Here is a 19580-nt window from a genome sequence, read left to right as displayed (position 1 = left end):
TTGGGTTTTTTTGTTTTTTTTCTGCGCGGGGTGGGGGGGGGGGGGGGGCGGGGGGGGGCCCCCCCCCCCTCTGCGACCGGCTCAGGTGTGCAGGCGGCTGTTCACGCCGTCGTGGTCGTCGGCGTGGTCCTCGTCGAACCAGTAGTCGCCGGCGGCCAGGTACCGGAAGGAGTGCACGCTCCTGCCGGGCAGGACGACGGTGACCGCGCGCGTCCCGTCCTCCCGCGGCACCAGGGCGTGGGTGCCGGGCTGCCAGTCGTTGAAGTCACCCACCACGCTGACCGGGCCGGGAGGCGTATCGGCGGGCAGGACGAACGTGACCTGGGTGCGGTCCTTGAGCGGCTTGCGTTCGAGCACGGAGACTCCTGGCTGCAGGGGGGATCGTCGCGGGCCATCCTCCCGCCGACGACGCCCGCCGGCTGCCGGACACGCCATACCGGTCCGTAGCTGCACTCCTAGGGAGTGTCGTCGGAGCAACATCGGCCGCCCGAAGGCCGGGCTGACTCCGCCTGCCGGAAAGGACTGACGACACGGCCCGGCGGCTGAGCCTGCTGCCCGCAACGGCCCCGCCGACGCGAGTCGGTGGCAGCCGGCTGTTAGCTTCGCCCGGTAGCAGCGGACCGGAACGGCGGAAGGATCACCCGGTGGGCGGCGCGGAAAGCTCGTATCAGGGCGTCGGACGGCGCGCCCACATCGGTTCGTTCACCTCCGGCGGAGGCCGGGGGATCACCACGGCGGCCGTTGACCCGGCCACCGGGGCGCTCACCGTACTGAACGTCGTCGACGGCTTCGGGGACGCCTCGTGCCTGGCCCTGTCCGCCGACCGGCGGGTGCTCTACGCCGCAGGAGGGACCGATCACGGCCTGGCTGCCGCATACCGGACCACTGCCGACGGTCTCGCTCCGCTCGGACGGCCGGTCCCTGTCGACGGCCTCGGTCCCGCGCACCTGAGCGTCGCCGGGGACCGGCTGCTGATCGCCAATTACACGTCCGGCAGCGTGAGCAGTCTGCGGCTCGTGGGCGACGGCCGGCTGGAGGGTCCCGCCGTCGTCCTCGGCCACCGCGGCCGCGGGCCCGACCCCGAACGGCAGGCCGGCCCGCACGCCCACCATGTGGCGCCCGATCCGAGCGGCCGCTGGGTGCTCAGCGTGGACCTCGGCACCGATTCGGTACGCGTGTGCGCGTCCCCTGCGGCCGGCGGGCCCCTGCGCGTACATTCCGAGACGCCGCTGCGTGCCGGGAGCGGTCCCCGCGAGGTGGCCTTCCACCCCCGCGGGGACGTGGCGTACGTGGTGCACGAGCTGGAACCGCAGCTGACCGTCTGCCGGTGGGACGCCGGCTCCGGGCGCCTGCACCAGACCGGTGAGGTCTCGCTGGGCTCGGCCGACGCCGTGGCGGATGCCCGGGAGTACCCGTCGGTCGCGCTGGTCTCGGGGGACGGCGGCTTCCTCTGGACGGCGATCCGGGGCAGCAACCTCATCGTCACCCTGTCGCTGTCCGACGGCCCCGAGAAGCCCCGGCTCACGGAGGTCGCGAGCTGCGGCGGTCAATGGCCGCGGCATCTGGCGGCCGGCCCGTCGGGTCGTCATCTGTACGTGTCCAACGAGTGGTCCGGTGACGTCACCTGGTTCGACACCGATTCCGAGAGCGGGCGTTTGCACCTGGCCGGCAGGCTGGACGTCCCGGCCGCCGCCTGCGTCGTCCTGGCCTGAGCACGGCCTGGCATCACCCGATTGCCTGTTCCCACGTGCCGCTCCACCCCGGCACCGGCAGGCTGGGGTGGTCCCTGCGGGGTTCTTCCAGGCATGAGCGGGCGCAGCTGTCGGCCCGTCTCGGGTCCTGCGCCCGCGCTCTCCCTGTCGCACGAGGAGATCACATGGGTTCATCGCATGCGCCTCGCTGGGAGCACGCCGTCGTCACCGGCGGTGCGGGCTTCGTCGGCTCGCACCTGTGCTCCGCCCTGCTGGCCGGGGGGACGGCCGTCACCTGTGTCGACGACTTCAGCACGGGGCGGCACGAGAACATCTCGGACCTGGTCGACGATCCGGGCTTCGCCCTACAGGAGACCAACGTGTCCCGGCCCTTCACCGTACGAAGAGACCCGGACCTCGTTCTGCACCTGGCCTCCCCCGCTTCCCCCGCCGACTACCTCCGGCTGCCGCTCCACACCCTGGAGGCCGGAAGCCTCGGCACGCGCAACGCCTTGGAACTGGCGCACCGCAGCGGGGCCCGCTTCGTCCTCGCCTCCACGTCCGAGGTCTACGGCGATCCAGAGGAGCACCCCCAGAACGAGCGGTACTGGGGCCACGTCAACCCCGTAGGCCCCCGCAGCGTCTACGACGAGGCCAAACGCTTCGGCGAGGCACTGAGCACCGCTCACGCGTCGGCCCTGGGCACGGACGCGTGCATCGTGCGGCTGTTCAACACCTACGGTCCACGCATGAGGGGCTATGACGGTCGCGCCGTTCCCACGTTCATCCGCCAGGCGCTCGCGGGCGTCCCGCTGACCGTCACCGGCGACGGCCTGCAGACCCGCTCCCTGTGCTACGTCGAGGACACCGTCGCGGGGATCCTCGTGGCGGCCGACCACGGGATGCGGGGGCCTGTGAACCTCGGCAACCCCGCCGAGCTCACCATGCTGGAGCTGGCCCGGTGGATCGTCGAACTGACCGGTTCCTCGTCGGAGATCACCTTCGTCGAGCGGCCGACCGACGACCCGACGGTGCGCTGCCCGGACATCACGCTGGCGCGGGACAAGCTGCAGTGGGAGCCGCGCGTGGCGGCTGAGGACGGGCTGCGCCGCACCATCGCCTGGTTCCGCGCGGAACTCGACGACTGACCCTTCGCGGCTCCGCTGCACGTTCACCTGCGGCCGGCCCCCCTGCGCGGCGCCGCCCGGCTCCCTCTCCGCCGAAAGGTGTCTTTCGCGATGCGCATTCTCGGAATCAACGCGCTCTTCCACGACCCTTCCGCCGCCCTGGTCGTCGACGGCCGTACGGTCGCCGCCGCCGAGGAGGAACGGTTCTCCCGTAGAAAGCACGGCAAGCGGCCGGTGCCCTTCTCCGCCTGGGAACTGCCGGAACAGGCCGCCGCCTGGTGCCTGAAGCGTGCCGGTCTGCGTCCGCAGGACCTCGACGCGGTGGCGTACTCCTACGACCCGGCTCTGGCGCGGCCGGCCGACGCCATGGGTCTGTACGACCCGTGGGACCACCTCCGCCAGACGTACGCGCGCGAGGCCCCGGGGTTCCTGGCGACCGCACTGCCCGGGCTCGACCCCGGCCTCGTGCGCTTCGTTCCGCACCACATGGCCCATGCCGCGTCCGGCGCGTTCGCAGCCGACGGCGCGGACCGGAGCTCCGTCCTGGTCCTCGACGGACGCGGTGAACGCGCTTCGCACCTGGCGGCGCGCCGGATGGGCGACAGGCTGGAGCCGCTGTACGCGCAGGACCTGCCGCACTCGCTCGGACTCGTCTACGAGGAACTCACCGGGCACCTGGGCTTCTTGAGGTCCTCCGACGAGTTCAAGGTGATGGCACTCGCCTCGCACGGAACCCCGCGGATGCTGGCGGAGCTGCGCCGCTACGTGTACCCGACGGCCGACGGCGGCTTCCACGCCACCGGCGTCCCGTGGAGCGAGTTCTGTTCACCCCGCGGCCCGGACGAGCCGTGGACCGGGGCCCACGCCGATCTCGCCGCGAGTGCCCAGGCCGTACTGGAGGAGACGCTGCTGGACCTGGTCCGCTGGCTCCACGGCCGCACCCGTGACGACGTGCTCACCCTCGCCGGGGGCGTCGCCCTGAACTGCGTGGCCAACTCCCGCATCGCGCGGGAGGGTCCGTTCTCCCGCGTGTGGGTCCAGCCGGCCGCCGGAGACGCGGGAACGGCGCTGGGGTCCGCGCTGCTCCTCGCCGCCGGCGCCGGGGACACCCCCGAGCCCATCGCCGGCGCGGACCTGGGCCGCGACTGGTCGGACGCGGAACTCGGCGCCTGGCTCAAGACGGCGGGCGTCCCCTTCGAGCGGCCCCCGGACATCGCGGCCACCGTCGCCGAGGCGCTCGCCGACAACGCCATCGTGGCCTGGTTCCAGGGCCGTTCGGAGTTCGGACCGCGGGCCCTGGGTCACCGTTCGCTGCTGGCACATCCCGGGCACGCCGGGAACCTGGAGCGTCTCAACGACGTCAAGGGCCGTGAACAGTTCCGCCCGGTCGCCCCGATGGTCATCGCCGAGCGGGCGGCCGAGATCTTCGACGGACCGCTGCCCAGCCCGTACATGCTGTTCGTGCACGACGTGGCTCCCGACTGGCGCGAGCGCATCCCGGCCGTGGTCCACGTCGACGGTACGGCCCGCATCCAGACCGTGGATCCGGAGCGTGAGCCGCTGGTGGCACGGATGCTCACCGAGTTCGAACGGCGCACCGGACTGCCGGTCGTCGTCAACACCAGTCTGAACACGGCCGGCCGGCCGATGGTCGACGACCCCCGGGACGCTCTGGAGTGCTTCGGCTCATCGCCGGTGGACCTGCTGGCCATCGGGCCGTACGCCGTCCGTCGGGACGCCATCTTCCGTGCCGGAGAGGAAGGTTGACCGTGATGCTCCAGGCGTCAGCGCCCGCGCCTCCGTACGCAGTCGTCGTACCCACGCTCGGCCGGCCCAGCCTCAGAGCCTGCCTGGACTCCCTGGCGGCCGCCAGTGCCACCGGGCACGGGCCCGTGCGGGTCGTTCTCGTACACGACCGTCCCGGCCCCGACGGGACTCCCCCCGCCCTGGACGTTCCCCCGGCGCTCCGTCCGGTCACCACCGTCGTGGCCGGCCGGGCCCGGGGCCCCGCGGCCGCCCGCAACACGGGGATACAGGCGGCGGGTCCGGTGCCCTGGATCGTGTTCCTCGACGACGACGTGGTGCCGGGACCGGGCTGGGGCGAGGACCTGGCGCGGGATCTGGCGTCGGCTTCCGGGGACACCGCGGCCGTCACCGCCCGCATCGACGTCCCCCTTCCGCCCGGCCGCCGTCCCACGGACTGGGAGCGCAACACCGCGGGCTTGGCCACAGCCCGCTGGATCACCGCGGACATGGCCTTCCGCCGAGAGGCGCTGCACGCGGCCGGCGGCTTCGACGAGCGGTTCAGACGCGCCTTCCGCGAGGACGCCGAGCTGGCCCTGCGCCTGCTCGAAGGCGGCTGGGTCCTGACGCCCGGGACCCGCCGAACCACTCATCCGGTCCGCCCCGCCGATCGCTGGATCTCGGTGCGGCTCCAGGCCGGCAACGCCGACGACGTACTGATGGGCCGGCTGCACGGGCACGACTGGTGGGGCCGGGCCGCCGCCCCTCGTGGGCGGCTGCCGCGCCATGTCGCCGTGACCTCGGCCGCCGCCGCGGCCGTGGGCTGTGCGCTGGCCGGCAGGAGGCGCGCCGCCGCGTGGTGCGCGGCCGGCTGGGTGGCGGGCACCGCCGAGTTCGCCGCGGCCCGGATCACACCCGGTCCGCGCACTCGGTCGGAGGTCGTCACCATGACGGTCACAAGCGCCGTCATCCCCGCTGTGGCCGTCTGGCACTGGCTGCGCGGGAGGGCCGTACACCGCCGGATCCGCCGGGCGGATCCGGCGGCGCCGCCCGGGACCCGATCGGCGGCCCCGCAGGAGGTTCCCCGCGAGCAGGTGCGGTCATGAGGCACCGGCCCGCCGGCCGTACGTTCGGCCGCAGGGCCTCGGCCGGTGCCGTCCCCTGGCTGTGGGACTCCCCCGGTGCGGCCCCGACCCGGCGTCGGTCCGGGAAGGCCGGCCGGTTTCCCGAAGCGGTCCTCTTCGACCGTGACGGCACGCTCGTCGTCGACGTCCCGTACAACGGCGACCCCGCCCGGGTCTCCCCCATGCCCACAGCACGGGCCGCGGTGACCGTGCTGCGCAGGCTCGGGGTTCCGGTGGGTGTCGTGAGCAATCAGTCGGGCGTCGCACGCGGGCTCCTGACGCAGGAGCACGTGGTGGCGGTACGACGACGCGTGGACGAACTGTTCGGTCCGTTCGACGTGTGGGCCGTGTGCCCCCACGGCCCTGCGGACGGCTGTGACTGCCGCAAGCCCGCACCGGGCCTGATCCTCGCCGCGTGTGAGCGGCTGGGCGCGGCACCCGAACGCACGGTGGTCGTCGGGGACATCGGCTCCGACGTGCGGGCCGCCTCCGCGGCGGGCGCGCGCGGCGTGCTGGTGCCGACGCCCCTGACCCGCCCCGAAGAGATCGCGGCCGCCGACGAGACGGCGCGCGACCTGCTCGGCGCCGTCCGGCTCGTCTCGCGCCCGGCCGGTTCCGGAGCCGGCCGTGGTACGGACGTCGTGCCGACGCACCGACCGTCGCGGGAGCCGCTGCGCGGCGGTGGCGGATGAACGCCCCGCGCAGTCTCGTCGTACGCCTCGACAGCGCAGGGGACGTGCTGCTGGCCGGGCCTGCCGTGCGCGCGGTGGCCGCCTGCTCCTCCCACACCACGCTGCTCTGCGGGCCGCAGGGGGTTGCGGCGGCGCGGCTGTTGCCCGGCGTCGACCAGGTGCTGGTGTACGAGGCCCCCTGGGTGGGACTGGAGCCCGGCCGCACCTCACGCGAGGAGTGCGGCCTGCTGGTCGACGCTCTGGCAGCCGGCCGCTTCGACCGCGGCGTCATCCTGGTGTCCCACCACCAGAGTCCGCTGCCGGCGGCCCTGCTGCTCGCGCTCGCGGGAGTGGATCAGGTCGCGGCCGATTGCGAGGAGTACCCGGGATCCCTGCTCGCGCTGCGCCACCACCGGCTGCCCGAACGGCACGAGGCGGATGCGGCCCTCGACCTGGTGCGCGACTTCGGCTTCGCGCTGCCCGACGGCGACGACGGCGCACTGCGGGTGTGCGCCCCGCCCGACACGACGCGGTTGACGGGACCCGAACCGTACGTGGTGCTGCATCCGGGGGCCGCGGTGGCCGCCCGCGCCTGGAGCCCGGCCAGGGCGACGCGTGCCGCGGCCGCGCTGCACGAGGCGGGGCACCGCGTGGTGGTCACCGGCAGCCCCGCGGAGAAGGCGCTCACCGCCGAGGTGGCCGGCCGTCACGGACTCGATCTGGGCGGCGTCACGGGCGATCTGCACGAGCTGGCCGGTGTCCTGGCCGCCGCGCAGGTCGTGGTGGCGGGCAACACGGGGCCCACGCACCTGGCCGCCGCCGTGGGCACGCCCGTGGTGTGCCTGTTCGCGCCGGTGGTGCCGGCCGGCCGCTGGCGGCCGTACCGGGTGCCGCACGTACTCCTCGGCGATCAGCGGGCCGTGTGCGCGGGCAGCAGGGCGCGGATGTGCCCGGTCGCGGGCCATCCCTGTCTGGACTCGGTGGGCGACGACGAGGTGCTGGCGGCCGTTGCCGGGCTGCTCACGGACAGCCCGTCGGGCGAGCGCGGCCCGCGCCCGCCCGATCCGAGCGCGACCGACCGAGGAGCGACCGTATGAACATCCTGCTGTGGCACGTGCACGGTTCCTGGACCACCGCGTTCGTCCAGGGACCGCACACCTACCTCGTACCGGTCACCCCGGACCGGGGGCCCGACGGGCTGGGCCGCGCCCGCACCTTCAACTGGCCGGATTCCGTGCGGGAGATCACCCCGGGCGAACTGGCCGATGCTCCCGTGGACCTCGTCGTGCTCCAGCGGCCCCATGAACCAGAGCTGGCCAAGCGCTGGACGGGCCGCCGGCCCGGGCGCGACGTGCCCGCCGTGTACCTGGAGCACAATGCACCGGACGGCGACGTGCCGCGTACCCGTCACCCCTTCGCCGACCGCGACGATCTCACGCTCGTCCACGTCACCCATTTCAACCGGCTGTTCTGGGACAACGGTGCCACCCGCACCGAGGTCGTCGAACACGGCATCGTCGACCCCGGTCATCTCTACACGGGTGTGCTCCCCCGGGCGGCCGTGGTGACGAACGAACCGATCAGGCGCGGCCGTCACACCGGAACGGATCTCCTCGCCGACCTGGCCCGGGCGGCGCCGCTGGACGTCTTCGGCATGCGCACCCAGGGCATCGCCGAGCATCTGGGGCTGTCCGCGCAACGGTGCCGCGCGTACGAGCTCCCCCAGCGCGACCTGCACACGGCGATGGCGGAGCGCCGCCTGTACCTGCACCCCGTGCGCTGGACCTCCCTTGGGCTGTCGCTGCTGGAAGCCATGCACCTGGGCATGCCCGTCGTGGCGCTGGCCTCCACGGAGGCCGTGGAGGCCGTCGTACCGGGTACGGGTGTCCTGTCCACCCGGCCGGAGGTGCTGGCCCGAGCGGTCGTGCACTACCTCAACGAACCCCAGGCGGCTGCCGAGGACGGTGCGCGGGCCCGGCAGGCCGCGCTCGAACGCTACGGCCTCAAACGCTTCCTGGACGACTGGGAGCGCCTGATGACGGAGGTCCGGTCATGACGTCCCCCACCGCCGGTCCGATGCGCTCACGCCACCGGCAATCCCGTCCCCTGTCGCTGGCCCTGGTCTCCGAGCACGCCAGTCCCCTCGCGACACTCGGCGGTGTCGACGCGGGCGGCCAGAACGTACACGTCGCCTGCCTGGCCGGGGCACTGGCCGACCGCGGACACCGCGTCTCGGTGTACACCCGGCGGGATTCACCGGACCTGCCGGAAAGCAGCCGGCTGCGCCCGGGCGTGACGGTCCACCACGTCCCCGCCGGACCGGCCGAACACCTGCCGAAGGACCACTTGCTGCCGCACATGCGGGAGTTCGCGTTCCACCTGATGCGGCACTGGCAGGAGACCCGCCCGCCCGATCTGGTCCACTCGCACTTCTGGATGTCCGGGCTCGCCTCGCTGACGGCAGCCCGGGAGCTCGGTCTGCCGATGCTGCACACCTATCACGCGCTGGGAACCGTCAAACGGCGGCACCAGGGCGCGGCCGACACCAGTCCGCCGTCCCGCATCGACTGCGAGCGGGAGGTCGGCTTGGGCTGCGACCGGGTCGTGGCGACCTGTCGCGACGAGGTCGCCGAACTCGCCAGGATGGGCGTCCCCGGGGCCAAGGCGGATGTCGTGCCGTGCGGCGTGGACGCCGAGCGGTTCCGGCCGGACGGGCCGGTCGCCGAACGCGGAACCACCCACCCCTACCGGCTGCTCCAGTTGGGCCGGCTGGTCCCGCGCAAGGGGGCGGCCGTCGCCGTCGCCGCTCTCGCCCACCTGCCGGACGCGGAGCTCGTGATCGCGGGCGGCCCCCCGCCCGAATTCCTCGACGCCGACCCCGAGGTGCAGAGGTTGCGCGCCGTCGCGGGACGGGCGGGCGTCCTCGACCGCGTGCGCTTCGTCGGCGCGGTGCCCTACGACCGCGTCCCTGCCCTGTTGCGCAGCGCCGACGTCGTGCTGTGCCCCGCCGACTACGAGCCGTTCGGCATCGTTCCGCTGGAGGCCATGGCCTGCGGCCGGCCGGTGGTGGCCAGCGCCGTCGGAGGGCAGCAGGACACCGTCGCCGACCGGGAGACCGGGCGGCTCGTGCCGCCCGGGGACGCGCTCGCGCTCGCGGCGGCCACGGCGGAGCTGCTGGCCGACGACGCCGTACGCCGGGCGTACGGGGCTGCCGGGCGGCGGCGCGTTCTGCGCCGATACGGCTGGGCCCAGGTCGCCGCCGCGACGGAACGGGCCTACCGCTCGGCGCTCGCCGGGCGGCTCATCTCCGCAGGATCGACGTGAGGCCGCCGGCTGCACGTCCGTACGGCCCCTGTCCGACGCGCGCTGCCGGGCGGCGCCGACCGAAACGATCGCCGCGCAGTACCGATGCCTGAAGGAGGTGGGGTACGGACCGCTCCCCCAGCGGCCGCCCCGACGCCATGAGCCGATCTCGCGCAACCACAGGAGCCCAACAGCACTGCCAGGCGCTCGAGGACGCGCTGCGACGTCTGCGCGTCCAGGGTCTGGACCAGCTCGCCCACTGGGGCCACCGGCTCGCCGCCGTGCTCCCCGCGGGCGGCCGGCTCCTCGCCGCCGGGAACGGCGGCAGTGCGGCCCAGGCGCAGCACCTGACCGCCGAACTGGTCGGCCGCTACCACGAGGAGCGGCCGGCCTACTCGGCCCTCGCCCTGCACGCCGAGACCTCCAGTCTCACGGCGATCGGCAACGACTACGGCTTCGAGCAGGTCTTCGCCCGGCAGGTGGCGGCGCACGGCCGGGACGGAGACGTCCTGATCCTGCTGTCGACGTCGGGGCGCAGCGGCAATCTGCTGTCGGCCGCGATGACGGCCCGCGCGGCGGGCGTGGAGGTCTGGGCCCTGACCGGTGCCTCCCCCAACCCGCTGGCCCAAGTCGCCGATGAGGCCTTGTGCATCGACGCGGCCTCCACGGCGACCGTGCAGGAGGCACACCTGGTGGCCGTACACCTGTTGTGCGAGTCCTTCGACGCCGCCCTGGCCGCCTCCGGCTCTGCCGCAGCCAGGACGGCGCCCCCTCGCGCCGTCGCCCCCGTCGGGAGGACCCGGTGAACGCCCGCGAACCGCTGGTCGTGATCGGTGACGTCCTGCTGGACCGCGACATCCGAGGGGTCGCCGCTCGTCTCGCTCCGGACGCCCCGGCGCCCGTGGTCGACGTCACCGACGACCTCTCGCGGCCCGGGGGCGCCGGTTTGGCCGCTGTACTGGCCGCCCGCTCGGGCCGTGAGGTCGTCCTGATCACCGCCCTGGGCGACGACGATGCCAGCAACCGCGTGCGGGAGGCGCTGGACGGCCGGGTCCGGCTGGTGGAGCTACCGCTGGACGGCACCCTGCCGGTCAAGACACGGGTACTGGCCGACGGCCGCCCCCTGGTCCGGATCGACCGGGGCGGAGGCGAGGTCGGCCCCGTGAACGCCGCCGTGGGCCGGGCCCTGGCCGAGGCCCACGCCGTCCTGGTCGCGGACTACGGCAGGGGCACGGCGGAGGCGCTGCGGCCCCTGCTGACCGACACCGCGCGCCGCGTACCTCTGGTGTGGGACCCGCACCCGCGCGGCGGACCACCGGTGCCCGGAGCACGGCTGGTGACACCGAACGCGGCGGAGGCGACCGTGCTGTGCCCGGATGAGGGGGACTCCCTGGCAGCGCACGCCCGGCGCGGCGCAGAGCTGGCGGAGCGCTGGGGCGCCGCTGCGGTGGCCGTCACCCTCGGCGAGCGCGGGGTCTTGCTGACCCGGCCCCTGTCATCGGCGCCGATGCTCGTTCCGTCCCCGTACCGGGCCGTGGGCGATCCGTGCGGAGCGGGCGACTGCTTCGCCGCCGTGGCGGCCGGCTCATTCGCGGACGGAGGGCTGCCGGAGGAGGCGGTGCAGATGGCGGTGGCCGCGGCCGCCGCCTTCGTCGCGGCGGGTGGCGCCGGCGACCCCGCCCTGTGGCGGGCCTCCTGCGCAACAGGCATCGCCCGGCCGGCGGGCGACGACGCCTTCGCGACGGCCGCGAGCGTACGGGCTCGCGGCGGAACGGTGGTCGCCACGGGCGGCTGCTTCGACCTGCTCCACGCGGGGCACGTCGGCCTGCTGGACAGCGCACGGCGGATCGGTGACTGCCTGATCGTCTGCGTGAACTCGGACGCCTCGCTGCGGCGGCTCAAGGGGCCGGGGCGCCCCCTGAACCCGTTGGAGGACCGCGTACGGGTGCTGGCGGCGCTCGGCAGCGTCGACGCCGTCGTGGCCTTCGAGGAGGACACGCCCGAGACGCTGCTGGGCCTGCTCCGGCCGGACGTGTGGGTCAAGGGCGGCGACTACTCGGCCGACGACCTTCCGGAGGCGCGGGCGCTGAGTGCCTGGGGCGGCCAGGCCGTCGTCCTGCCCTATCTGGACGGCCGTTCCACGACCGGCCTCGCCGATCGCGCGGCCCGGGCCGCCTCGGGTGCCCGGCCTGCCCCCTGAGCGGCCGGCCCCGCCGTGTCCCGGCCGCGGCCGGGACCTCGGGCGCGTTGTGCCCTTCCCCGTGATCAGGCCGCCGTGCTCAGCCGGGTACGGGCGGGCACGGCCGCATCGGGCACCGGCATGAGCACCCCGCTGCGGGGCTTGCGGGCCCTCATCAGGTAACCCGTGGTCACGAACGTCGCGATGGCCAGCCCGCCCACGATCAACGTGACCCGGACACCGGCCAGCTCCATGAACAGTCCCAGCATCGGCGGCGCCGCCAGACCCCACACGGTGCGGATGCTGGACCAGGCCCCGAGCACACGGCCCCTCATGCTTGCGGGCGGGTCGGTCTGGAGCACCGTGGACTGTGCGGTGTCCCCGACGGATTCCGCCAACGCCATGGGCAGCACGAGGACGAGGAGCACCACGAGGGAGGGGGCCAAGCCGGCGAGAACCTGCAGGAGGGCTCCGGCCAGGGTCAGGACGGCCACCAGGCGCACGCTCGGCCTTCGCAGCCGGGCGCCCAGGACCGCGCCGACGATCCCGCCGACGGCCAGCACCGTGGAAACCTTGCTGAAGGAAGCCGCGTCACCGGCCAGAGGTCCGGTGACCAGGACCACCAGGGTGAGGGAGTAGTTGCGGCCGAACAGCGCACTGACCCCGTTCAGGGCGGCGAGTGCGACCAGCCGCGGGCGCCGCATGAAGAAGGCGAGCCCCTCCCGGGCGCTCATGCTCTTCGCCGCGACCGGTGCGGGCGCCGGGTGCACGGCGGCAGCGGATTCCACCCGGTGGGCTGCCTCGGAGGGGCGTGCTGCCTTCAGGAACGGGATCACGCAGGCCACGAACAGGAACGACAAGCCGTTGGCCGCGTAGGCCGCTGCGGTGCCCATGAAGCCGACGGCCACGCCCGCGAGTGCGGCGCCCGCGAGCCGCCCCGCACTGTGGACGAGCGAGCCCACACCAATGGCGGAGGGCACGTCCGGGGCGCGGACGAGATCGTTGCCGAGCAGCGCGCAGGCGGGACCGTCGACGGTGGCGATCAGTCCGGTCACCGCAGCCAGCGCCAGCAGCACCGGGAGGTCGAGGCGGTCCACAGCGACGAGCACGGCCGTCACCAGCGCCACCCCACCCAGCAGGGCCTGCGCGACGGCAGCGGTCAGCTTGCGGGGCCAGCGATCGACGGCCGCGCCGCCTGCCACCCCGAGGAGCAGGCCGGGCGCCATCTGGATGGAGACGGAGAGGCCGGTGGCGGCCGCCGATCCCGTGATCTGGAGGACGAGGAGGTTCTGCACCGTCAGCTGCATCCACGTGCCCGCGTTGGACACGAAGTTCGCGACGGCCCACCAGCGCATGCTGCGGTAGCGGAGGGACCGCCACGGGGAGCGGTCGGCGGTGGTGCGGTCAGCGGTGCGGTCGGCGGCGGTGGCGGAAGAGGACGCGGAGACAGATGCAGACACAGGAAGGACCCAGAACGGAGCGCGAAGCGCAAGAGGCGGCAGGCGGGGCGGGGAACGAGCGCTCCGTACCGCCGGCGCGCACGGCGACGCCCGGCAGCGGAAGGGGGGTGGAACGGTCCCGCGGACCATGGTGGCAGAATTTCCTGCCCGTCCTGGTGGCCTGAGGCGTCCGGCGGCCTGCCCGCGAAGCCCCGAGCCCTGGGCTGCCAAGGCCGACGGGAGGCGCGGTGTGTTTGCTCACAGCGGCCGCCCGGAGCCGGCCGAAAGCCTTGCGGCCTAACCCGGCGTGCCCCGGAGGACCGCCCTCGGGACAGTGGAGTGCGGCACCCGCGCGATGCGGTTTCCCGCGGTCGCGACGCCCGGCAGCCCGGCGCGGGAGGGAGCACCGCCGCGTGCGGTTCCGGTATCCGGCGGACAGCAGTCGGGCGAGCGGCCCCCGGGCCCCCACACCCCTGACCCCGACCCCGACCCCGATACCTGTGCGACCTGCGGAAGGACCTCATGAGTGTGGACGAGCGAGCATGCCCCGCTCGGACGGAGCACGTGCTCGCGGACAGCCGGCCGCAGGTACTGGTCCTGCGGGCCTTGGGCCTCGGCGACCTGCTGACGGTGGTGCCCTGCCTGCGGGCGCTGCGCAGGAGCATGCCGGACTGCGACATCGTCCTGGCGGCACCCGGCCGGCTGGCCGCCGTCGCCGCCGCCACCGGCCTCGTGGACCGTGTACTGCCCACGACCGCTCGGGGACGCAGCGTGCCCGCCGAACTGAGCTGGCAGGGACCGCCTCCCGAGCTGGCCGTGGACCTGCACGGGAACGGGCCGCCCAGCCATCTGCTCCTCCAGGGGCTGCGGCCGCGCCGGCTTCTCGCCTACCGGCACGCGCAGACCCCGGAGGTGCTCGGACCCGAGTGGCGCGACGACGAGCACGAGCGGGAGCGCTGGTGCCGCCTGCTGCGCTGGTACGGCATCGAGGCCGACCCCACCGACCTCGCGATCGCCGCCCCTCCGTGTGCCTCGCCCGCCCCGGGCGCCGTCGTCGTCCACCCCGGCGCCGATGCCGGTTCCCGCCGGTGGCCCCCGGAACGGTTCGCAGCGGTCGTACGGGCCCTGCGCCGGGCCGGCCAGGACGTGGTCGTCACCGCGGGCGCGGGCGAGGAAGCGCTGGCGCGGCGGGTGGCGAGCGACGCCGGACTGCCGCAGGAGGCGGTGGTCGGCGGCTCGGGTGACGTGCCCTTCCACCAGCTCTGCGCCCTGGTGGCCGGTGCGCGCTGTGTCCTGGTCGGCGACACGGGTCTGGCGCACCTCGCCACGGCTCTGGGTACGCCGTCCGTCGTCCTCTTCGGCCCGGTGGCCCCCCGTCTGTGGGGCCCGCCCCCTCATGCGAAGCACCGGGTGCTGTGGTGTCCGCGCCCGGGTGAGGACCCCCTGCGGCCCGGCGACGCACACGCTTCGCTGCCCGACGCCCGACTCCTGCGCATCACCGTCGAGCAGGTGGTCGAGGCGGTGCTCAGCCACTGTGCCTGAACCGGCTGGAGTCCCCTCACGGCGGGGCGGTCTCCGCCCCCCTCCAACGCCGGACCGTCCACGGCACCCGCCCTGCTCGGACTCCGCATCCCCGTGATCCAGCCCCAGGGTCCGCGCCGGCCAGGCCTTCCCCCGCCGAGCACTTCGGCAACCCGACCGGCCTGCCCTGAACCGTCCCCGCCGCGCAGCGTCCGTGCGTACACACCGCCTGGCGGGGCAGGCGCGCCGTCAGACAAGTCAACTGCGAAGACATGACGAGAGGGATGGGACTCATGACGACCGCACGCGAGATCATGACTCCGGACGCCACCTGCGTCGGCGCTCAGGAGACGGTTCTGGAAGCAGCGAAGAAGATGGCCGCGCAGGGGGTGGGTGCCCTGCCGATCTGCGGCGAGGACAACAAGCTCAAGGGCATGCTCACCGACCGGGACATCGTCGTGAAGGTCCTCGGTTCGGGGAAGGACCCCGCTGAGACGAAGGCCGGCGACCTGGCGCAAGGGGAGGCGGTCACGATCGGAGCCGACGACGAGGCGGAGGAGATCCTGCGGACCATGGCCGAGCACCAGGTGCGCCGCCTGCCGGTCATCGACGGCCACACCCTCGTCGGAATCGTCTCCCAGGCGGACGTGGCGCGCTCCCTCCCCGACCCGCAGGTCGGCGACCTCCTCGAAGCGCTGTCCTCCTGACGCGAAGGCAGAACGGAACAGGACCGCCGGGACGACCGGGTGGAGGAGGACACGCACACCTCGTCCCGTTTACTCGGCCGGCACGGGCGGCCTTGCCTCGGGTCCGAGCCGTGGGCGCCGCCCCCGGCTCGGACCCGGGTGATCCGGCCGGCGCAGGCAGGGGCGAAGGGAGACCCGTGGCATCGCCGGGAGACGCCGGCCCAGCTCCGGCGATGCTCCTTCCCTTCCCCGCCCCTCCTGATGAGGCGGCGGAATCCGGGACGTGGCATCCGGGACGTGGCATCCGGGACGTGGGTTCGAATCCACCCGAGGAGCCTGACAGGGAAGGAGGTGCCGGAATGGACAGGGCTGCAGCAGAGCTGCGGCGGGCACTCGCCGCCGCCTCCGGCGGTGTCGCGCAAGCGGAGGTCCTCAGGATGGACGGTTCCGCGCGCTGCTCGACCGGCGCATTCTTGACCACGGTGCAGGAAGGCCGACGGCTGGTACAGCTGTTCGAGGCGCCGACGGACGCCATCGCGACCGGCATCACCGTGGGGGGCCGCACCTATACGGCGGCGGAGGCGAACCACTGGCTCCTCCACGGCAGGCACGCCGACACGGGCGTGGTCGCCGTGAAGCGCCCACCGTTCGTCGTCGTCGGCCTGTATACGGAGGGACGCCGGCCGGCCGACGCGGTATCGACGCTGGACCAGCTGGCCACCCTCCTCGCCTCACGCTTTGACTGACGCGTTCGTGCTCCACGCCGCCTCGCCCCACGGGTGGGCGGTCCGGCCGTCCGGCCCGCAGTCCGGCAGTCCCGCCGATCGAAGTGCCCGTACGAGTGCAGGACGTGCTACCGCAGCACGACCTGAAGGCCACGCACAAGATCGGATAGTCATGCGCATTCAGGCATCAGTTGAAAGTTGGGTATTTACCGCCATGTCACGGACCTAACATGCCTTTGGCTTCTGGCACCTTGTTACCCGAGGTGCGGAGCCGAACGGAATGGGGACACCGGGATGATGCGCGACCGTCGGACCACCGGGTGGGGTCGCCGCGGTGGGGCGAAATTCGTCGCAGGGGTGACCGTGGGCACGATCGCCCTCCTTACCGGATGCGACGCGCTCAAGCCCTACACGCCTCCGCGGCCTCCCCTCAAGGAGGCCCTCACCTTCTACGTGAGCCCGGACGGCGACGACGACCGAGACGGCCTGTCCGAGGCGACCGCCTGGCGCACCCTCGGCCGGGCCGATCAAGTGCCGTTCCGGCCGGGAGACCGTCTCCGGCTCAAAGGCGGAGAGCGCTTCACCGGCGGGCTCACCATCGGCCCGGGCGATGCGGGCAGCGCACTCAAGCCGGTGGTGATCGATTCATACGGCAGCGGACGGGCCACCATCGCGACGCGGGGCACAGCGGGAATCGCCGTGTACAACACCGCCGGCGTGGAGATCCGGAATCTGAACCTCGTCGGTGATGCCAAGGCTCAGCGCAGTGCGGACGGCATCAGCTTCTTCAACGACCGACTGGACAGGAAGCCCCTGGACCACGTGCGGATCTCCCGGGTCGACGTGTCCCGGTTCCAGCACGGGATTCGCCTCGGAACAGGTCCGAAGTCCTCCGGCTTCCGCGACATCCAGGTCGACGACGCAGCGGTACACCACAATCAGGACGCCGGACTGGTCACCTACGGGCCTCCTTTCGCGGCCCGGCAACCGGGCTACGCACACGAAAAGCTCCTGGTCACGCGAGTCAAGGCGTACAGCAATCCCGGCGACCCGGCCGCGGACGACCGCAACACCGGCAGCGGCATCGTTCTCGGCAGCCTCCGGGGCGCGACCGTTCAGCAGTCGGTCTCGTACGACAACGGGGCGAAGTCCTCGGCCCGCGCCCAGGAGGGACCCGAGGGAATCTGGACCTACGACTCGACCCGCGTCGTCATCCAGAACAACAAGGCGTACCGCAATCGCACGGGCTCTCGCGTCGACGGCGGTGGTTTCGGCCTGGACAACAACGTGTCGTCGTCGGTACTCCAGTACAACCTGTCCTACGGCAACGACGGCGCGGGCTTCCTCGTGTACTCGGGGGAGTCGACCAACGCCCACAAGGACAACGTCGTGCGGTTCAACTACAGCTGGGACGACGCCAGAAAGCTGTCCTGGTACGGCGGCATCGTGGCCTTCGGCAACCTCATGCGGAATCTGGACATCTACCACAACACCGTGATCCTGCGGTCGAGCGGCAGCGACCGTCCCCCGGCCTTGCGCCTCCGAAACGGCATGCGCGGAGTCGGTGTCCGCAACAACATCTTCGTCACCAACGGTGCTCCCGTCGTAGCGTCGGACACGAACTACACACAAGCCTTCGTACGCCTGCAGGGCAACGACTACTTCAGCACGGGCGACTGGAAGCTGCAGTGGGGCAAGGCGCAGTACGACGACTTGGATGCCTGGCGGACGCGGGCCGGACAGGAACGGTTGGGCGCCGTCCCGACGGGCAGCAGCGCGGACCCGTGTCTCCTGGGCGCGGTGGCCCCGGTCACCGATCTGGCCGGGGCCACCCCTCTCGTCTCGCAATGCGCCGACGAGCTGGAAGGTGCCGTCACACTGCGGTCGGTAGGCGTCGACCCCGGCCCGGTCGACTACTTCGGGGCACGGCTGAGCACAGCGCCCTCCGCGGGAGCCGCACAGCCGCGTGCCGAGGACTGAGCGAGGCCACCGCCACGCAGGGGTGCGGGCACCGTGGCGGGGGCCGGCCTGCCGAGTGCCCGGACGGTCCATCCGGCGGAGCGCCACAGACCCGCATCGAGGTTGTTGCGGGCGTCGACCAGCCGCGGTGCGCACACCACGCGTGCCAGCTTCACCGGGTCGACCTCCCGGTACTGGCTCCACTCGGTCAGGTGCAGCACGACATCCGCTCCCCGGCACGCGGTCAGGACGTCCGTCTCGTAATGCAGTTCGGGGTGAGCGACGCAGGCGTTGTAGGTCCCCTCGGGGTCATGGACCCGTACCTCTCCACCCTCGCGGTGGATAGCCGCCGCCACGGCCAGGGCCGGCGAATCGCGGACATCGTCGCTGTTCGGCTTGAAGGTGGCGCCCAGGACGGTGATCCGGTGGCCGGAGAACGCACTGCCGACCAGGTCACGTGCGATGGTGACGGTCCGGCGCCGCTGGCGCAGGTTGATGTCGTCGACCTGGCCCAGAAAGCTCACCGCCTCCTCGACACCGAGTTCCCGGGCCCGCGCGGTGAATGCCCGGATGTCCTTGGGCAGACAGCCGCCGCCGAAGCCGAGGCCCGCGTTGAGGAACCGACGCCCGATGCGGGTGTCGTGTCCGAGCGCATCCGCGAGGGTGCTCACATCGGCGCCGGCCGCGTCGCAGACCTCCGCCATCGCGTTGATGAACGAGATCTTGGTCGCGAGGAAGGAGTTCGCCGCGACCTTGACCAGCTCGGCGGTGGCGGGGTCGGTGCTGATGTACGGGATGTCGGCGTCGAGCATGGGGGCGTACACCTCGCGCAGGGTCCGGTCCGCGCGCGGTGAGGTGACGCCCACCACGAGCCGGTCCGGCCGCAGCGTGTCCTCGACCGCGAACCCCTCTCGCAGGAACTCCGGGTTCCAGGCGACCTCCACGTCGACCCCGGCCGGGACAAGGCCTCTCAGCCGGGACGCGATGCGGGGGGTGGTGCCCACCGGGACGGTGGACTTGCCCACGATCAGGCAGGGTTGCATCAGGTGGGGAGCCAGCCCGTCGATGACGGCGTCGACGTATCGCAGGTCGGCTGCATTCGAGCCGGCCTGCTGAGGTGTGCCCACGCAGACGAAGTGCACCTCGCCGAAGGCGGCCGCCTCGCTGAGGGAGGTGGTGAAGCGCAGGCGCCCGGAACCGATGGCGCGGGTCAGTACGTCGTCGAGGCCTGGCTCGAAGAAGGGTGGTCTGCCCTCGGTGAGGGCCCTGATCTTTTCGGCATCGACGTCGACGCCGAGGACGTCGTGTCCGATGTCCGCCATGCACGCGGCGTGCACGGCTCCGAGGTATCCCGTACCGATGACGGTCAAGCGCATGCGAATCTCCTGTCTGACAAGCTGGTGTGAAGGGGC

Annotated in this window: 17 protein-coding genes; 14 read left to right on the top strand and 3 right to left on the bottom strand. The window is 73.0% G+C overall.

The window, feature by feature from the left end; genetic code table 11:
* Positions 1-81 precede the first annotated feature (81 nt).
* Entirely contained in the window at positions 82-357 is a 276-nt protein-coding gene (locus tag ACWGIF_RS01240; RefSeq protein WP_453489126.1) for an isoamylase early set domain-containing protein, read from the bottom strand.
* Positions 358-644: 287 nt separating this feature from the next.
* On the opposite strand from ACWGIF_RS01240, the gene ACWGIF_RS01235 reads away from it, so the two are divergent.
* From ACWGIF_RS01235 to rfaE2, 10 genes are all read left to right on the top strand, one after another.
* On the top strand, positions 645-1712 hold the full coding sequence (locus tag ACWGIF_RS01235; RefSeq protein WP_453489124.1) for a lactonase family protein: 1068 nt from the start codon (positions 645-647) through the stop codon (positions 1710-1712).
* 164 nt (positions 1713-1876) lie between these two features.
* Positions 1877-2839, top strand: coding sequence for an NAD-dependent epimerase/dehydratase family protein (locus ACWGIF_RS01230; RefSeq protein ID WP_453489121.1), 963 nt, complete (start codon positions 1877-1879; stop codon positions 2837-2839).
* 90 nt (positions 2840-2929) lie between these two features.
* A complete protein-coding gene (locus tag ACWGIF_RS01225) occupies positions 2930-4585 on the top strand; it encodes a carbamoyltransferase family protein (RefSeq protein ID WP_453489118.1) in 1656 nt (551 codons plus the stop codon).
* Positions 4586-4590: 5 nt separating this feature from the next.
* Positions 4591-5667 carry a glycosyltransferase family 2 protein gene (locus ACWGIF_RS01220; RefSeq protein ID WP_453489115.1) on the top strand — a complete coding sequence of 359 codons (1077 nt, stop codon included), beginning with the start codon at positions 4591-4593 and terminating at the stop codon, positions 5665-5667.
* Positions 5664-6377 (top strand): D-glycero-alpha-D-manno-heptose-1,7-bisphosphate 7-phosphatase, encoded by a 714-nt coding sequence (locus ACWGIF_RS01215; protein ID WP_453489112.1) that lies wholly within the window; start codon positions 5664-5666, stop codon positions 6375-6377. Before ACWGIF_RS01220 ends, ACWGIF_RS01215 begins: the two co-directional genes overlap by 4 nt.
* Positions 6374-7453, top strand: a complete 1080-nt coding sequence (locus ACWGIF_RS01210) for a glycosyltransferase family 9 protein (RefSeq protein WP_453489109.1) — start codon at positions 6374-6376, stop codon at positions 7451-7453. Before ACWGIF_RS01215 ends, ACWGIF_RS01210 begins: the two co-directional genes overlap by 4 nt.
* Positions 7450-8412 carry a glycosyltransferase gene (locus ACWGIF_RS01205; protein ID WP_453489106.1) on the top strand — a complete coding sequence of 321 codons (963 nt, stop codon included), beginning with the start codon at positions 7450-7452 and terminating at the stop codon, positions 8410-8412. Before ACWGIF_RS01210 ends, ACWGIF_RS01205 begins: the two co-directional genes overlap by 4 nt.
* Positions 8409-9680 (top strand): glycosyltransferase, encoded by a 1272-nt coding sequence (locus tag ACWGIF_RS01200; RefSeq protein WP_453489103.1) that lies wholly within the window; start codon positions 8409-8411, stop codon positions 9678-9680. The genes ACWGIF_RS01205 and ACWGIF_RS01200 overlap by 4 nt, the downstream gene beginning before the upstream one ends.
* 137 nt (positions 9681-9817) lie before the next feature.
* Positions 9818-10465 carry a D-sedoheptulose-7-phosphate isomerase gene (locus ACWGIF_RS01195; protein ID WP_453489100.1) on the top strand — a complete coding sequence of 216 codons (648 nt, stop codon included), beginning with the start codon at positions 9818-9820 and terminating at the stop codon, positions 10463-10465.
* Positions 10462-11859, top strand: a complete 1398-nt coding sequence (rfaE2, locus tag ACWGIF_RS01190) for a D-glycero-beta-D-manno-heptose 1-phosphate adenylyltransferase (protein WP_453489097.1) — start codon at positions 10462-10464, stop codon at positions 11857-11859. Before ACWGIF_RS01195 ends, rfaE2 begins: the two co-directional genes overlap by 4 nt.
* Positions 11860-11924: 65 nt before the next feature.
* Here rfaE2 and ACWGIF_RS01185 read toward each other — a convergent pair whose 3' ends face one another.
* Positions 11925-13193 carry an MFS transporter gene (locus ACWGIF_RS01185; RefSeq protein ID WP_453489164.1) on the bottom strand — a complete coding sequence of 423 codons (1269 nt, stop codon included), beginning with the start codon at positions 13191-13193 and terminating at the stop codon, positions 11925-11927.
* Positions 13194-13799: 606 nt separating this feature from the next.
* On the opposite strand from ACWGIF_RS01185, the gene ACWGIF_RS01180 reads away from it, so the two are divergent.
* The 4 genes from ACWGIF_RS01180 (at position 13800) to ACWGIF_RS01165 (ending at position 18189) form a co-directional block, all read left to right on the top strand.
* On the top strand, positions 13800-14819 hold the full coding sequence (locus ACWGIF_RS01180; RefSeq protein WP_453489094.1) for a glycosyltransferase family 9 protein: 1020 nt from the start codon (positions 13800-13802) through the stop codon (positions 14817-14819).
* Between the two features lie 272 nt (positions 14820-15091).
* The gene (locus ACWGIF_RS01175; protein ID WP_453489091.1) at positions 15092-15505 is read left to right on the top strand and encodes a CBS domain-containing protein; all 414 of its coding nucleotides are present in this window, start codon (positions 15092-15094) and stop codon (positions 15503-15505) included.
* A 338-nt stretch (positions 15506-15843) separates the two neighbouring features.
* On the top strand, positions 15844-16230 hold the full coding sequence (locus ACWGIF_RS01170) for a profilin (RefSeq protein ID WP_453489088.1): 387 nt from the start codon (positions 15844-15846) through the stop codon (positions 16228-16230).
* Between the two features lie 342 nt (positions 16231-16572).
* Entirely contained in the window at positions 16573-18189 is a 1617-nt protein-coding gene (locus ACWGIF_RS01165; RefSeq protein ID WP_453489085.1) for a right-handed parallel beta-helix repeat-containing protein, read from the top strand.
* Here the strand turns inward: ACWGIF_RS01165 and ACWGIF_RS01160 are convergent.
* Complete coding sequence (locus tag ACWGIF_RS01160) at positions 18123-19544, bottom strand: UDP-glucose dehydrogenase family protein (RefSeq protein WP_453489082.1); 1422 nt, start codon at positions 19542-19544, stop codon at positions 18123-18125. The genes ACWGIF_RS01165 and ACWGIF_RS01160 overlap by 67 nt on opposite strands.
* Positions 19545-19580 lie beyond the last annotated feature (36 nt).

The organism is Streptomyces sp. NPDC054849, assembly GCF_053610945.1.
The sequence above is the reverse complement of the archived record's forward strand: the minus strand, read 5'-3'. Positions and strand labels throughout refer to the sequence as shown.

Bases quoted from the DNA above. Each gene is read 5' to 3' on its own strand.
- ACWGIF_RS01230 (WP_453489121.1), top strand. From the start codon at position 1,877: ATGGGTTCATCGCATGCGCCTCGCTGGGAGCACGCCGTCGTCACCGGC.
- ACWGIF_RS01225 (WP_453489118.1), top strand. From the start codon at position 2,930: ATGCGCATTCTCGGAATCAACGCGCTCTTCCACGACCCTTCCGCCGCC.
- ACWGIF_RS01220 (WP_453489115.1), top strand. From the start codon at position 4,591: ATGCTCCAGGCGTCAGCGCCCGCGCCTCCGTACGCAGTCGTCGTACCC.
- ACWGIF_RS01215 (WP_453489112.1), top strand. From the start codon at position 5,664: ATGAGGCACCGGCCCGCCGGCCGTACGTTCGGCCGCAGGGCCTCGGCC.
- ACWGIF_RS01210 (WP_453489109.1), top strand. From the start codon at position 6,374: ATGAACGCCCCGCGCAGTCTCGTCGTACGCCTCGACAGCGCAGGGGAC.
- ACWGIF_RS01205 (WP_453489106.1), top strand. From the start codon at position 7,450: ATGAACATCCTGCTGTGGCACGTGCACGGTTCCTGGACCACCGCGTTC.
- ACWGIF_RS01200 (WP_453489103.1), top strand. From the start codon at position 8,409: ATGACGTCCCCCACCGCCGGTCCGATGCGCTCACGCCACCGGCAATCC.
- ACWGIF_RS01195 (WP_453489100.1), top strand. From the start codon at position 9,818: ATGAGCCGATCTCGCGCAACCACAGGAGCCCAACAGCACTGCCAGGCG.
- ACWGIF_RS01185 (WP_453489164.1), bottom strand. From the start codon at position 13,193: ATGCGCTGGTGGGCCGTCGCGAACTTCGTGTCCAACGCGGGCACGTGG.
- ACWGIF_RS01180 (WP_453489094.1), top strand. From the start codon at position 13,800: ATGAGTGTGGACGAGCGAGCATGCCCCGCTCGGACGGAGCACGTGCTC.
- ACWGIF_RS01175 (WP_453489091.1), top strand. From the start codon at position 15,092: ATGACGACCGCACGCGAGATCATGACTCCGGACGCCACCTGCGTCGGC.
- ACWGIF_RS01170 (WP_453489088.1), top strand. From the start codon at position 15,844: ATGGACAGGGCTGCAGCAGAGCTGCGGCGGGCACTCGCCGCCGCCTCC.
- ACWGIF_RS01160 (WP_453489082.1), bottom strand. From the start codon at position 19,544: ATGCGCTTGACCGTCATCGGTACGGGATACCTCGGAGCCGTGCACGCC.